The sequence below is a fragment of the Paenarthrobacter sp. NPDC091669 genome (assembly GCF_044756725.1).
Lineage (GTDB): Bacteria > Actinomycetota > Actinomycetes > Actinomycetales > Micrococcaceae > Arthrobacter > Arthrobacter bambusae_C.
Genome location: NZ_JBIVTK010000008.1, coordinates 211564 through 226278 on the forward strand (window position 1 = coordinate 211564; position 14715 = coordinate 226278).

Consider the following 14715-nt stretch of genomic DNA (forward strand, 5'->3'; position numbering starts at 1 on the left):
CCGCGGATGCCCTAAGCTCCGCGGGAGGATCGCTCCAAAAACCAGCGGGTTCCTGCCACGGTCACGGCAGGGGCCCGCTTTTTGGTGTCCTGTTTGTGTCGGCCGTGAGTCGTGGATTGCGCAGGTGAGATAAAAGGTACACAGCTGAAACATTGCGTCGATGGGAGGAAACAATGGCCACTTACGCTGGTTTTACCTGGACAAAGACGTCCACGAAACCACTGAAAGGACGCCACCATGATGCTTTTGAAGACCCTCGGCATTTTCCTCGATCCCAGCGGAAGCCACAGCGGCCCCGCCGGTGATTCCAGCCCCGAACACTCCCCTGTCTTCGCCACTGAGCGCCTGACCTCCAGCGCCTGGGAAGGCTGGTGGGACGACGCCGATCAGGGCTTTCCCGCCGAGGCCTGACCCGTTTCAGAAGGCCGGTTCAGGAAGCCCGCGCAGCGAGCTGAACTTTGGCCCCGGGCAGGCCGATGAAGGTGACGGAACCGCCGTCATGCCCTTGCAGTTCAAGGCTGATGTTCCGCGATCCTTCGAGGGGTTGCACGGACCCTACCCGGAAAACCTCACCGCTGATCCGGACGCTGTCCCCATGCCGGATGGCCTTGAGCTTCTTGTTCCTGCCGTCAGCATTCACCGTTGACACTCCAATGCCCTATTTCTTCTGCGGTTCGTCGCCGTGGGTTTCACGGATTTCTTCGCCATCCCGGATGACCTGGTCTTCCTTTTCCTGCATCTTGTCGCTCTTCTTGGTATCGCGCGGTGGCAGTTGGATGCTTTCTTCGGCCTCAATACCGCCCTGCAACTGGCGTCCGCGTTCCATCTCGGCGTCGAATTCTGCGCCGAACAGCAAGGACATGTTCAGGATCCAGAGCCACAGCAGCATGATGATCACGCCTGCCAGGGCCCCGTAGGTCTTGTTGTAGTTGCTGAAGTTGGCAACGTAGAAGCCGAAGCCCAGCGAGGCGAGGGCGAAGATCACCAACGCGATCAGGGAGCCCATGCTCATCCAGCGGAACTTGGGCTGCTTCACATTGGGCGTGAAGTAGTACAGCACCGCAATGATGACGATGACTACCAGTATGAGGACCGGCCACTTGGCAATGTTCCAGACGGTCAGGAAGGTCTCCGACAATCCGATGGCACCGCCAATGGCTTCAGCCACGGGACCGCTCAAAACCAGCATGGCTGCGGCCAGCGCTGCGCCCACGACGGCGACGACGGTGACGGCGAGCATCGTGCCCCGCAGCTTGATGAATCCGCGGCCCTCGTCCACTTCGTAGACCCGGTTCATCGCTCGACTGAAGGCGGTGACGTAGCCCGAGGCGGACCAGAGCGCCACCAAAATACCGAAAACCAACGCGAGCCCGGCTGTGTTGGACTGCGTCAGTTCCTCGATCGGCTGGCGCATGGCGTCAACGCCGGGCCCCGGCGCGAACTGTTGGACGATATCCAGCAATGAGGAGGTGGTCTTGCCGGCGTCTCCGAAGATACCGATCAAGGAAACCAGCGCCAGGAGCGCTGGAAACAAGGAGAGGACTGCATAATACGTCAGGCCCGCAGCGGCGTCGGGGCATTGGTCCTTACTGAATTCCCGCAGCGTCCGTTTGGCGATGTACATCCACGTGGGCTTGACGAGATCGTTGGGACTGTCCGGCTTGCGCGAGTCTTCCGGGGAAGGAGCAGTCTGCGCCTTGGCTGTGCTGGTGTGAGGTGAGTCTTGTGTAGTCATGGGGCACTCGTCCGTGGGGTTGGTTTTCGCGAACAACTGACCCATCAATAGTAAGCATGCTGATGAATCATGCGGAAGAACCCACGCCGAATTACCGCCTACGGGCCTGGAAGATTATGGCGGCACCCACCCAGCCTGCCAGCCCAAGGCCGAGGCACCAAGCCGCGGCGAGCCACCCCGAGGCTCCGGCATCGCCGCCCAACAGGAAAGCCCGCAGGGCCTCGGTGACCGGCGTAAACGGCTGGTGCTCGGCGAAGCCCTGCAACCACGACGGCATGGTTTCCGGCCTCACGAAAGCACTGCTGACATAGGGCAGGAAAATGGTGATGCTTGTGAGGCCGCTGGCGGCTTCGGGGCTAAGGAGCAGCCCCGCCAAGGTGGACAGCCAGGTGAAAGCAAGGATGAAGGCCAGGAGCAGCGCAACAGCCGCGAGCACACCGCCGGGAGTTGCCTGCGGCCGAAACCCCAGGACAGTGGCGCAGCCCACCAACACCGCACTCGTAGCCAGATTCCGCAGCGTACTGGCCACAACATGGCCCGCCAAGACGGTGGAACCCGCAACAGGCATGGTCCGGAACCGGTCCACCACGCCGGACTTGATGTCCTGGGCCACGCTGACGGCGGTTTGCGACGACCCAAAGGCCGCGCACATGAGCAGGAGCCCCGGCATCACATAATTCACGTAGCCTCCGCCGGATTGAATGGCCCCGCCGAACACCCAGACGAAGGCAAACAGGATGCCCACAGGCACCATCAGTGAGATCACGATGGAATCCACGGTCCTTATGGTGCGGAAGAGTTCGCGCCCGACCATGGTTCGCGTGTTCGCGACATACAGGGATACCGCAGTCATCACCTTGCCTCCTGCTCGGCCGTCAACGCCAGGAAGACATCATCCAGCGTGGGTTTGATGATGGAAATGCTGCTGGCTGTGCATCCCGCAGCACCGAGGACGGCAACAACCGAGGTGATGGCAGCAGCACTGTCAGCGGTTCCCATACGGACAGTGAGGAGCTCGGCATTCTGGGTCAGGGCCCCGTCCGCACCCGGACTTTCGCCTCGGATCAGCGCCACGGCCTTGCCGAAATCCTGCGGGTCCTGGAAGCCGAACTCCACATGACCGGCGGGTACCAACCGCTTCAACTCCTCGGCGGTTCCCTGTGCCATGATGCGCCCGTCATTCAAGACAGCGATGGAGTCAGCCAACTGATCAGCTTCTTCAAGATACTGGGTGGTCAGGAACACGGTGACGCCTTGCTCCGATAAACTCCGCACGGCATTCCACACCGCCAGCCTGCTTCGTGGATCCAACCCCGTGGTGGGCTCGTCCAGGAAGAGAACTTCCGGTCGCCGCACCAGGCTCATGGCAAGATCCAAGCGCCGGACCATGCCTCCGGAGTAGGTGGAAACCTTGCGATCTGCTGCCTCTTGAAGATCAAAGTCCCGCAGCAACTCATCAGCCCTGCCGCCGGCCTTCGCACCGCCCAGGAGATGCAATCGGCCGATCATGGTCAGGTTTTCCCTGCCGGTGAGGAATTCATCCACCGCCGACGCCTGGCTGGTGACGCTGAGGAGGTTCCGAACCGCGGCGGCCTGGCGTCCGACGTCGAACCCTCCCACGGTGGCCGTCCCGCCGTCGGCGTGCAGAAGCGTCGTGAGAATGGCCACCAGCGTAGATTTGCCCGCTCCGTTGGGACCAAGCAGGGCGAAAACGGTGCCTGTACGGACCGTGAAGCTGACGCCGTCCAGCGCAGCCTTCCCTCCGTAGCTTTTTTGAAGATCTGATACATCCAACGCCAACCCAGTACTCATCTTCCATCCCCTCCAGTGTTTACGGCATAAACTGTTTATAGCATAAACAGTTCATCTGTGTATACCCGAAACAGTTAGGCTGGCTGTGACGGAAGGAAGCCATGCCACACGAGAAGCCCGACGCCATGGAATTGCCTCCTGGCATCGCGATTGCCTGGGGTCTTGATCGGCCCTCCACCCGGGGCGCCAAGGCGGAACTAAGCCCCGCCCGGATTGTGGAGGCCGCCATCCGTCTCGCGGACGCCGAGGGGCTGGCCGCCGTTTCCATGGCGCGGGTGGCCAAGGACCTGGGCTTTACGTCAATGTCCCTGTACCGCCACCTGCGCTCCAAGGAAGAGCTTCTGGTCCTCATGGTGGATGCGGCATTTGGTGAGCCGGACTTTGCAGCATCCCCTGCCGCCGTCAGTGATGAGCCTGGCTGGCGGACCGGCACACGCAGGTGGGCCAAAGCCATTGAACAGCGCTACCGAAAACACCCGTGGATCCTCGACTACCCGGTCACCGGCCCACCGGCTTCACCCCACGAACTTCTCTGGCTGGAACAGCTTCTACGAGCCCTCGCCCCCACCCCATTGACGGCATCGGAGAAGCTCAATTCCGCCCTGATGCTGGCCAATCTGGTTCGTTCCAGCACCCGGATGGAACTCGACGTGGCTGACAATGATTCGCCCGCAGCCTTCGAGTCCTACGTGGGCTTGCTCTTCAAACTTCTCGATCCCGTCAAACATCGCGAAGTGCTGGGCCTGTTCAGCGATCCCGGGCTTGCCGTCATGGAAGACGCCGGGGACGAGCTCAGCTTTGCGTTGGAACGCTACTTGGACGGCATGGAGGCTCTGATGGTGCGCCGCGAGTCCATCGACCCGCAGGACTAAGCCCCGCCTCCTCCGAGTGGGCTACGCGAGCTTGCCCGCCAAAAGGAACTCGAACGGCGACTCAATGACAGACCTGATCACTTGGCCCGCAGCGCCCAGGAGCGTCCCGGAATGCTCAAGTCCGGATACAGTCAGGTTTTTCGGTTCCAGGAGGCCCGGCGCGTAGCGTTCCAAACTGGCCAGCAACGCAGGCCTCAGCCACTCCGCCAGCAAGGCAAAGTGTCCACCGAGGACTATGGCGTCAATGTCCATCAATCGGGCTGAGGAGGCGAGCGCGACACCCAAGTACCGCCCGGCGTCGTGAACCGCCTTCAACGCGTGCGGATCCCGGGCGGCCAAAGCGGCCAGAAGCTGCTCCGTGCGTTCGCCCAGGGAGCCTTCGGGGATGTTGGCGGCGTCGAAGATGGCCTCCTGGCCGGCAAAGGTTTCAAGGCACCCCGCCCCGCCGCAGGAACACTCAGGCCCCTCCGGGTGGACCACAATGTGGCCCAACTCGCCCGCTGATCCTCCGGGCCCCAGGTAGAGGTCCGAGCCGATGATGACGCCGCCACCAACACCCACTTCACCGGAGACGTAGAGAAAGTCCGCAGGGCCGTTGCCGTACCAAAGCTCGCCAAGAGCTGCACTGTTGGCCTCGTTGGACAGCCGGACGCCAAGCGGGGCGCCCTCGAGTAGTGAGCCCGGGTCCAGTTGCTCATTCTCCCAGTGCAGGTTCGGGGCGGAAAGGACGATGTTCCGCTGCTCATCCACCAGGCCCGGCACGGCCAGTCCGCCACCCATGATGGCGACCTTTTCGGCCGCCGCTGCGGCAACTGCTTCGGACACCAGGCCCCGCAGGCGTTCCATGACTTCCCCGGGCGCCATCCCCCGGTTCCGGGACTCAACCGTGGAGTGGAAGCGGAGATTGCCACCCAGGTCCACCAGCCCCACGGCCAGGTAGTCAACGTTGATTTCCATCCCCACCACGCCACGGCGTGAGCTGAGTTCCAGCCCCTGGCCAGGCCTTCCCCGCTCGCCGTCGCGGTAAAGGCCCACTTCAGAAACGAGGCCCGATTCCACCAGATCCGCTACCAGGCTGGAAACTGCTGCCTTGGTCAACCCCGTGCCGGCCGCGAGCTGCGCGCGGCTGGGCTTCGCATCGCCGGTCCGCGCAATGGAGTCCAGGACCAGCGAAAGATTTCGACGGCGGACATCGCCGACCCGGCCGGGCGCTGCTGACTCGTTCACTGGCGTGGGACTCCCTGCGGATTTGAAAAATTGTGCTGGCTTCCATTGACCATGATCCATCATCCCCCATATAGTTCAGATTGAAAACTAATTGGAGTGCTTTTCTTCACCTCCTCCCCCAGTGCTTTGCAAAGGAGCAAAATGACCCCGCAGCCCACCCCGCAGGACCGCTTCACCTTTGGCCTCTGGACTGTCGGTTGGACCGGCGCCGATCCCTTCGGTGTTGCCACGCGTCCGGCCCTGGACCCGGTGGAAGCAGTCCACAAACTCAGCGAGCTTGGTGCTTATGGCATCACGTTCCACGACAATGACCTGATTCCTTTTGATGCCACTGCATCCGAGCGCGACCTCATCCTCAAGAACTTCAAGGCCGCTTTGGCTGAGACCGGCCTGAAGACGCCGATGGTCACCACCAACCTGTTCAGCCACCCCGTCTTCAAGGACGGCGGCTTCACGTCCAACGATCGTTCGATCCGCCGCTTCGCCCTGAGCAAGATCCTGCGCAACATCGACCTCGCGGCCGAGCTCGGCGCCGAAACGTTCGTGATGTGGGGCGGCCGCGAAGGCAGCGAATATGACGGCTCCAAGGACCTGTCCGCAGCGCTGGACCGCATGAAGGAAGGCGTGGACACCGCGGCCGGCTACATCAAGGAAAAGGGCTACGACCTCCGGATCGCACTGGAACCGAAACCGAACGAACCCCGCGGCGACATCTTCCTCCCCACCGTTGGACACGGCCTGGCATTCATTGCCCAGCTGGAGCACGGCGACATTGTGGGCCTCAACCCGGAGACGGGCCACGAGCAGATGGCCGGGTTGAACTTCACCCATGGCATCGCCCAGGCCCTGTGGGCCGGCAAGCTCTTCCACATCGACTTGAACGGCCAGCGCGGCATCAAGTACGACCAAGACCTGGTCTTCGGCCACGGCGACCTCACCAGCGCCTTCTTCACGGTGGACCTGCTGGAGAACGGCTTCCCCAACGGCGGCCCCACGTACGACGGCCCCCGCCACTTCGACTACAAGCCTTCCCGCACTGACGGCTACGACGGCGTGTGGGAATCAGCCAAGTCCAACATGTCCATGTACCTCCTGCTGAAGGAACGCGCTCTTGCTTTCCGCGCGGATCCCGCCGTCCAGGAGGCCCTCGCCACCTCGGGCGTCTTCGAGTTGGGCCAGCCCACCTTGAACGCCGGAGAAACCACCGCTGACCTGTTGGCTGACGCCAGCGCTTTCGAAACGTTCGACGCCGATCAGGCCGCCGAGCGCTCGTTCGCCTTCGTCCGCCTCAACCAGCTGGCCATCGAGCATTTGCTCGGCGCCCGCTAGATCACACCCACCCGCCACAGCCCCGTCGCCGGGCCGCCAAGCATTGGTTTGGGGCCCGGCGACGGTTCGCCAAAGGAACAAACGCATGCCTCTCGTAGCCGGGATCGACAGCTCCACCCAGTCGTGCAAAGTGGTGATCCGGGACTCTGCCACCGGCACTTTGGTGCGCCAAGGCCGGGCACCGCATCCGGAGGGCACGGAAGTCCATCCTGATCATTGGTGGACAGCCCTCCAGGAAGCCATCAGGGAGGCGGGCGGCCTGGACGACGTCGACGCCGTGTCCATTGGCGGCCAGCAGCATGGAATGGTGTGCCTCGATGAATCCGGGAACGTCATACGTCCAGCCCTCCTGTGGAACGACACCCGGTCCGCGCCCGACGCCGAAGAGCTGATCCTTGAAGCCGGCAGTGGCGACGCTGCTGCCGGTGCCGCGAGCTGGGCGGCCAGCACCGGAACCGTACCTGTGGCCTCGTTGACCGCCACCAAGCTACGCTGGCTGGCCCGGAACGAACCAGAGAATGCCCGGCGCACTGCCGCGGTGTGCCTGCCGCACGATTGGCTGTCCTGGCGGCTGGCCGGCCACGGCCCCGGAGACGGACCCGCATCGCTGGAACTCCTGCGCACCGACAGGTCTGACGCTTCAGGTACGGGCTACTTCTCGGCCAGCAACGGCGAGTATCTTCCGGAGGTGCTCGAAAGCACGCTCGGCCATGTTCCCATCCTGCCCGTCGTGGTTGGGCCCCTGGAAGCTGCGGGCAAGACGCCTGGTGGCGCTTTGATCGGACCCGGAGCAGGTGACAACGCCGCAGCAGGCCTGGGCGTCAGCGCCGCCGTCGGGGACGTTGTCATTTCCATTGGAACGTCCGGGACCGTATTCGCGGTGTCGGACATTCCGGCGCAGGATGTCAGCGGACTGGTTGCCGGCTTCGCCGATGCCACGGGTAACTTCCTTCCTCTTGCCTGCACGCTCAACGCGACAAGAGTCTTTGATGCCACGGCCGCATTGCTCGGCGTGGGTTTAGAGGAACTGGGCGTCCTGGCGCTTTCCGCTCCAGAGGGTGCTGATGGGCTGACTCTGGTGCCGTACTTCGAGGGCGAACGGACACCCAACCTGCCTGATGCCACGGGCTCACTGCACGGCATCACGGTCTCCAACTACACGCCAGCCAATCTGGCCCGGGCCGCAGTGGAGGGTGTGCTGTGTTCACTGGCGGACGGGTTGGCGGCGCTGCAGGCACAGGGCGTCTCCGCGCAGCGCATCATTTTGGTGGGTGGAGGTGCGCAGTCGGAGGCCATCCAGCAAGTGGCTGCTTCGGCCTTTGGGCTGCCGGTATTCGTACCCCGCCCCGGCGAGTATGTTGCCGACGGCGCTGCCCGCCAAGCGGCAGGCGTCCTCACGGGCCAGTTGCCTCAGTGGCCGCTGGATGGCGTGAACGTGAAACCCCGGGAAAGCGATGGGGCTGCCCCCTTCCTGACGAGGTACCGCCAATATGCTGCCACGGTTGCCATGAGCTGATCGTGGCTGTCGGTGCTCTATCGTGACAGGGTGAGCTCAGATCAATCTGCACCAGCCCGGCCGCCTGTGATGGAGGACGTTGCCCGCGTGGCGGGGGTTTCCCACCAGACCGTTTCCCGGGTGCTGAACAACCACCCCAACGTGAGTGCCAAGACCCGCGAGCGTGTTGAAGAGGCCATTACGGAACTGGGATACCGGCGGAACACGGCGGCACGCAGCCTGGTGACCCGCCGCTCCCAAACCATTGGGGTCCTTGGCAGCGAGATGGCCCAATATGGTCCGTCCCACACGCTCCTCGGCGTCCAGCAGGCGGCACGGGATGCCGGCTATTTCGTCAGTGTCGCGGGCTTGCGGGAAGTCACTCCGGAGACCATCAAGGACGCCATGGCACACTTCATGGATCAAGGCGTCGACGGCATAGTAGTCACAGTTCCGCACCCGGGGACCTTTGACGTTCTCAAAGACATCACCGCCCAGGTGCCTTTGGTTGCTGTTGGCTCCATCGGCGATGAGCACCTCACGGGGGCCACAGTAGACCAGCGCCAAGGTGCCAAGCTCGCCGTCGAGCACCTCCTGAGCCTTGGACATCAGCGGATAGGCCACCTGTCCGGACCTGCCGACTGGATTGACGCCGCTGCCCGCATTGACGGGTGGCAGGAGGCCCTGGTGGAGGCCGGCCTGGAACCGGCAACCTTGATCGAGGGCGACTGGAGTGCAGAGTGCGGCTACCGCGCAGGCCTGAAGATCGCTGCCGACCGTTCGGTCACTGCCCTGTTCGTGGCCAATGACCAGATGGCACTCGGTGTGCTGCGTGCGTTCAACGAGACCGGCGTGCAGGTTCCCGGCGACATCAGCGTTGTGGGCTTCGATGACCAACCTGAATCCGCCTACTTCATCCCCCCGCTGACAACCGTGGCGCAGGACTTCGAAGAGCTCGGCCAGCGCTGCATCCGCCTGCTGCTGGACCGTCTGGACGGCGGCACAACCCGCGAGGCAGCCACCGTCACGCCGCGCCTGGTCATCCGCGCCACCACGGCCCCCGCACCCATCTGAGTAGCAGCAGATGCCGTTATGAGTGCTCAAAACGGCATCTATTGCGACCTACTTGGGTGCGGCAGAGGCTGATCCCGTCATAAGTACCCGTTCCACGCGGCCCGCTCTTGACATCAAAGTTGTGAGCGCTAACAATTACATCAGACCTTCTTCACTTTTCCACCCCGACCCCCGGCAATGAGGCCTTGGCCAGCCGGATGGAGACCCCATGAATACCTCTGAATTCCTCCCGCTGGACGAGCAGTTCGTCATCGGCGTGGACTATGGCACTTTGTCCGGGCGCGCCGTCGTCGTCCGCGTATCGGACGGGGCAGAACTTGGCAGCGGCGTGTTCGAGTATCCGCACGCCGTCGTGTCGGAAAAGCTCCCCGGTTCCGGGCAGCGCCTGCCGGCTGACTGGGCCCTCCAGGTCCCCAATGATTACCGCGACGTCCTGCGCAATGCTGTCCCGGCCGCCGTCGCCGACGCCGGAATCAACCCGGCCCATGTGGTGGGCATCGCCACCGACTTCACCGCCTGCACCATGGTCCCGACGACGGCAGACGGCACGCCGCTGAACGAACTGGCACACTTCGCGGACCGGCCGCACGCTTTCGTGAAGCTGTGGCGTCACCACGCTGCGCAGCCGCAGGCCGACCGCATCAACAAGCTTGCTGAAGAACAGGGCGAGTCCTGGCTTCCCCGCTACGGCGGCCTGATTTCCTCGGAATGGGAGTTCGCCAAGGGACTTCAACTTCTTGAGGAAGATCCGGAAGTCTACGGCGCCATGGATCACTGGGTTGAGGCAGCCGACTGGATCGTTTGGCAGCTCTGCGGCAGTTACGTCCGCAATGCGTGCACCGCCGGCTACAAAGGCATTTACCAGGATGGACAGTACCCGTCCGAGGATTTCCTTGCAGCGTTGAACCCTGACTTCAAGGGTTTCGTGTCGGAAAAGCTGGAACACACCATCGGTCGCTTGGGCGACGCTGCCGGTTACCTCACCGACGAAGCCGCGGCCTGGACCGGGCTCCCTGCAGGAATCGCGGTGGCCGTGGGAAATGTTGATGCCCACGTCAGCGCACCAGCCGCGAACGCCGTGGAACCCGGACAGCTCGTAGCCATCATGGGCACCTCCACGTGCCACGTCATGAACGGCGACGTCCTGCGCGAAGTCCCCGGCATGTGCGGAGTCGTTGATGGCGGCATCGTGGACGGCCTCTGGGGTTACGAAGCAGGCCAGTCCGGAGTTGGCGACATTTTCGGTTGGTTCACCAAGAACGGCGTCCCGCCGGAGTACCACCAAGCCGCCGCGGACAAAGGCCTGGGTATCCACGAATACCTGACCGGACTCGCGGAGAAGCAGGCAATCGGCGAGCACGGCCTGATCGCGCTGGACTGGCATTCGGGCAACCGCTCAGTGCTGGTGGACCACGAACTCTCCGGCGTGGTGGTGGGCCAGACTCTGGCCACCAAACCCGAAGACACCTACCGGGCGTTGCTCGAAGCCACAGCCTTCGGCACGCGCACTATTGTGGACGCGTTCCGCGATTCGGGTGTTCCGGTCAAGGAATTCATCGTGGCCGGGGGGCTCCTGAAGAACAAATTCCTGATGCAGGTCTACGCCGACATCACTGGCCTGCAGCTCTCCACCATCGGTTCCGAGCAGGGTCCTGCGCTGGGCTCGGCGATCCACGCTGCCGTCGCAGCCGGAAAGTACAAGGACATCCGCGAAGCTGCCGCATCCATGGCAGCAGCTCCCGGCGCGGTCTACACCCCCATCCCCGAAAACGTGGCCGCCTACGAGGTCCTCTTCCAGGAATACAAGGCCCTGCACGACTACTTCGGTCGCGGCACCAACAACGTCATGCACCGCCTCAAAGCCATCCAACGCGCCGCGATCCAAGGTTCGGGGCAACAAGGCGCGGCACACCAGGGCCCGGCCACCCAGTCCACCACCCTTGAAGGAGCCTCCGCATGAGCGCCCTCCTGGAGTCCATCGCAAGGATCCGCAAGGAAGTCTGCGAACTGCACGCCGAGCTGACCCGCTACCAACTGGTGGTGTGGACCGCGGGCAACGTCTCCGGCCGCATCCCCGGGCACGACCTCATGGTCATCAAGCCTTCGGGCGTTTCCTACGATGACCTCACGCCGGAGCTCATGGTGGTCACTGATCTTTATGGCACACCTGTGCGGGGAATGAACACCGGAAGCGCCGGCACGGTGGACTGGGGCAACCCGGACCTCTCCCCGTCATCGGATACCGCTGCCCACGCCTACGTCTACCGGCACATGCCCGAGGTAGGCGGCGTGGTCCATACGCACTCCACCTATGCCACGGCCTGGGCTGCGCGCGGCGAGGAAATCCCCTGCGTGCTGACCATGATGGGCGACGAGTTCGGCGGCCCCATCCCCATTGGACCCTTTGCGCTGATCGGTGACGACTCGATCGGCCAAGGCATCGTGGAGACCCTCAAGAACTCCAACTCCCCCGCGGTCCTGATGCAGAACCATGGGCCTTTCACCATCGGCAAGTCAGCCCGCGATGCCGTCAAGGCAGCGGTGATGTGTGAGGAAGTGGCCCGGACGGTCCACATCTCCCGCCAACTTGGTGAGCCCCTGCCCATCGACCAGGCAAAGATCGAGTCCCTCTACGACCGATACCAAAACGTTTACGGCCGCTAACGCGGTCAGCCAGAAGCCAGCTCGAAAACCCCAAGAACACCCAGGAGCCACAAAAATGCCCAACAACCCATCCGCCAACAACACTTCCCTGGGTCAGTACGAGGTCTGGTTCCTCACCGGCAGCCAGCACCTTTACGGCGAGGATGTCCTCAAGCAGGTGGCCGCGCAGTCGCAGGAGATTGCCAACGCCCTCAACGCCAGCAGCGATGTCCCGGTCAAGCTCGTCTGGAAGCCGGTCCTCACCGATTCCGATGCCATCCGCCGCACCGCACTGGAAGCCAATTCGGACGACTCAGTGATCGGCGTGACCGCCTGGATGCACACGTTCAGCCCGGCCAAGATGTGGATCCAGGGCCTGGACGCACTGCGCAAGCCGTTGCTGCACCTGCACACACAGGCCAACAGGGACCTGCCGTGGGCTGACATCGATTTCGACTTCATGAACCTCAACCAGGCAGCCCACGGCGACCGGGAGTTCGGATACATCCAGTCGCGCCTCGGTGTGCCGCGGAAGACCGTCGTCGGACATGTTTCCAATCCTGAGGTTGCCCGCCAGGTTGGTGCGTGGCAGCGCGCGTCGGCTGGCTGGGCCGCCGTCCGAACCCTGAAGCTGACCCGTTTCGGCGACAACATGCGCAACGTCGCCGTCACCGAAGGCGACAAGACCGAAGCCGAGCTTCGCTTCGGCGTCTCGGTGAACACCTGGTCCGTCAACGAGCTCGCCGAGGCTGTCCACACGGCCGCAGAGTCCGACGTCGACGCCTTGGTTGCCGAGTATGAGCGCCTTTACGAGGTGGCTGACGAGCTGAAGGCCGACGGCGCCCGCCACGAATCGCTGCGGTACAGCGCCAAAATTGAACTGGGACTCCGCAGCTTCCTGGAAACCAACGGTTCTGCGGCGTTCACCACGTCTTTCGAGGATTTGGGCGCCTTGCGGCAACTTCCGGGCATGGCCGTGCAACGCCTGATGGCCGACGGTTACGGCTTCGGCGCCGAGGGCGACTGGAAGACCGCCATTCTGGTCCGCGCCGCCAAGGTGATGGGCGGGGACCTGCCCGGTGGCGCGTCGCTCATGGAGGACTACACGTACCACCTGGAACCGGGGAGCGAGAAGATCCTCGGCGCCCACATGCTGGAGGTCTGCCCGTCGCTGACCGCCACAAAGCCGCGCGTAGAGATCCACCCGCTGGGCATCGGCGGCAAGGAAGATCCCGTCCGCATGGTGTTCGATACCGATGCCGGCCCCGGCATCGTCGTCGCCCTGTCGGATATGCGCGATCGGTTCCGTCTGGTGGCGAACGTGGTGGACGTCGTCGACCTTGACCAGCCGCTGCCCAACCTTCCGGTGGCCCGCGCTCTTTGGGAGCCGAAGCCCAACTTCGCCACCTCAGCGGCCGCGTGGCTCACCGCCGGCGCCGCGCACCACACGGTATTGTCCACGCAGGTGGGCCTTGAAGTGTTCGAGGACTTCGCCGAAATCGCCAAGACCGAACTCCTCACCATCGACGAAGGCACCACCATCAAACAGTTCAAGAAGGAACTCAACTGGAACGCCGCGTACTACAAGCTGGCCGGTGGCCTGTGAGCGCTGAATTCACGCTGGACGCGGGCGGCTACACGGCTGTTGTGACCGCCCGCGCGGCTGCCCTTCGTGTCCTCCAGTTCGAGGGCCGGGACCTGATCGTCCCGTTTCCGAAGGGTGGTCCCATCCCGGACTACCGCGGCGTCATCGCCGCACCGTGGCCCAACAGGATTGCAGACGGCGCGTACGTTTTCGATGGCAACAAGCACCAGCTGCCGATCAACGAACCAGAGCGGGAAACGGCGCTGCACGGCCTCGCCTTCCCGCTCGATTGGACGTTGAAGGAGTCCGACGCCGGGTCACTCACCCTGACGTGCACGGTGGGTCCGACGGCGGGCTACCCCTTCGTCCTGGAGCTGGAGTCACGGTTCGCCCTGGACGAGGCGGGGCTTCACACGTCCGTCACGGCCCGCAACGCTGCCGGCGTCGCCGCTCCCTACGGCGTGTGCCCGCACCCCTACCTGGTAGCCGGTTCTTCAGTGCTGGATGAGTGGGTTCTCGAGTTTGCCGCCGACTCTTTCCTGGAAGTCACGCCGGATCGCCTCTTGCCCGTTGGGGTGATGGGAGTGGAGGGCCACGCTTTCGACTTCCGTTCGCCACGCCCCATCGGCAGCACCGAGATCGACCACGCCTTCACCGGAATAACGTTCGACGGCGGGCTGGCGCGGCTTTCCGTGCGGGACCCGGCGGGCACCGGCGTCGGAATGTCGTGGGACGAAAGCTGCCCGTGGCTGCAGATCCACACCGCTGACAAGCCGGAACCGATCCCGGGCCGGATCGGCCTTGCCGTGGAACCCATGACCTGTCCTCCGGATGCCTTCAACAGCGGCACGGACCTGATCCGACTGGAACCTGGCGCGTCCCACAAGGCGTCCTGGAGCATCTACGCCCTATAGTTGCCCAACTGAGTCGCAGATGACGCCGT

At 63.6% G+C, this 14715-nt stretch carries 14 protein-coding genes; 9 read left to right on the forward strand and 5 right to left on the reverse strand.

The window, feature by feature from the left end; genetic code table 11:
• Positions 1 to 237 precede the first annotated feature (237 nt).
• Positions 238 to 411: a hypothetical protein gene (locus ACIQLI_RS15285; RefSeq protein WP_400390003.1), complete on the forward strand. Its 174-nt coding sequence runs from the start codon at positions 238 to 240 to the stop codon at positions 409 to 411.
• A 19-nt stretch (positions 412 to 430) separates the two neighbouring features.
• Here ACIQLI_RS15285 and ACIQLI_RS15290 read toward each other — a convergent pair whose 3' ends face one another.
• From ACIQLI_RS15290 to ACIQLI_RS15305, 4 genes are all read right to left on the reverse strand, one after another.
• Entirely contained in the window at positions 431 to 649 is a 219-nt protein-coding gene (locus ACIQLI_RS15290) for a hypothetical protein (RefSeq protein WP_354227366.1), read from the reverse strand.
• Positions 650 to 658: 9 nt separating this feature from the next.
• Positions 659 to 1735 (reverse strand): YihY/virulence factor BrkB family protein, encoded by a 1077-nt coding sequence (locus tag ACIQLI_RS15295; RefSeq protein WP_354227363.1) that lies wholly within the window; start codon positions 1733 to 1735, stop codon positions 659 to 661.
• Positions 1736 to 1826: 91 nt separating this feature from the next.
• Positions 1827 to 2588 (reverse strand): ABC transporter permease, encoded by a 762-nt coding sequence (locus ACIQLI_RS15300; RefSeq protein WP_400390006.1) that lies wholly within the window; start codon positions 2586 to 2588, stop codon positions 1827 to 1829.
• A complete protein-coding gene (locus ACIQLI_RS15305) occupies positions 2588 to 3547 on the reverse strand; it encodes an ATP-binding cassette domain-containing protein (RefSeq protein WP_400390008.1) in 960 nt (319 codons plus the stop codon). The genes ACIQLI_RS15300 and ACIQLI_RS15305 overlap by 1 nt, the downstream gene beginning before the upstream one ends.
• A 101-nt stretch (positions 3548 to 3648) precedes the next feature.
• Here ACIQLI_RS15305 and ACIQLI_RS15310 point away from each other — a divergent pair, with 101 nt between their 5' ends.
• The gene (locus tag ACIQLI_RS15310; protein ID WP_400390010.1) at positions 3649 to 4419 is read left to right on the forward strand and encodes a TetR/AcrR family transcriptional regulator; all 771 of its coding nucleotides are present in this window, start codon (positions 3649 to 3651) and stop codon (positions 4417 to 4419) included.
• Between the two features lie 21 nt (positions 4420 to 4440).
• Here ACIQLI_RS15310 and ACIQLI_RS15315 read toward each other — a convergent pair whose 3' ends face one another.
• Positions 4441 to 5706: an ROK family protein gene (locus tag ACIQLI_RS15315; protein ID WP_400390075.1), complete on the reverse strand. Its 1266-nt coding sequence runs from the start codon at positions 5704 to 5706 to the stop codon at positions 4441 to 4443.
• An 81-nt stretch (positions 5707 to 5787) separates the two neighbouring features.
• Between ACIQLI_RS15315 and xylA the strand changes: the two genes are divergently transcribed.
• From xylA to ACIQLI_RS15350, 7 genes are all read left to right on the forward strand, one after another.
• A complete protein-coding gene (gene xylA / locus ACIQLI_RS15320) occupies positions 5788 to 6975 on the forward strand; it encodes a xylose isomerase (RefSeq protein WP_089596447.1) in 1188 nt (395 codons plus the stop codon).
• An 85-nt stretch (positions 6976 to 7060) separates the two neighbouring features.
• A complete protein-coding gene (gene xylB, locus ACIQLI_RS15325) occupies positions 7061 to 8491 on the forward strand; it encodes a xylulokinase (protein WP_400390012.1) in 1431 nt (476 codons plus the stop codon).
• 69 nt (positions 8492 to 8560) lie between these two features.
• Positions 8561 to 9544 (forward strand): LacI family DNA-binding transcriptional regulator, encoded by a 984-nt coding sequence (locus tag ACIQLI_RS15330; RefSeq protein WP_400390077.1) that lies wholly within the window; start codon positions 8561 to 8563, stop codon positions 9542 to 9544.
• Positions 9545 to 9752: 208 nt separating this feature from the next.
• Positions 9753 to 11504: a ribulokinase gene (gene araB, locus ACIQLI_RS15335; protein WP_354227352.1), complete on the forward strand. Its 1752-nt coding sequence runs from the start codon at positions 9753 to 9755 to the stop codon at positions 11502 to 11504.
• The gene (locus ACIQLI_RS15340) at positions 11501 to 12208 is read left to right on the forward strand and encodes an L-ribulose-5-phosphate 4-epimerase (protein ID WP_400390014.1); all 708 of its coding nucleotides are present in this window, start codon (positions 11501 to 11503) and stop codon (positions 12206 to 12208) included. The genes araB and ACIQLI_RS15340 overlap by 4 nt, the downstream gene beginning before the upstream one ends.
• 55 nt (positions 12209 to 12263) lie before the next feature.
• Positions 12264 to 13793 carry an L-arabinose isomerase gene (araA, locus tag ACIQLI_RS15345; protein WP_400390016.1) on the forward strand — a complete coding sequence of 510 codons (1530 nt, stop codon included), beginning with the start codon at positions 12264 to 12266 and terminating at the stop codon, positions 13791 to 13793.
• Positions 13790 to 14686 (forward strand): aldose 1-epimerase family protein, encoded by an 897-nt coding sequence (locus tag ACIQLI_RS15350; RefSeq protein ID WP_400390018.1) that lies wholly within the window; start codon positions 13790 to 13792, stop codon positions 14684 to 14686. The genes araA and ACIQLI_RS15350 overlap by 4 nt, the downstream gene beginning before the upstream one ends.
• Positions 14687 to 14715 lie beyond the last annotated feature (29 nt).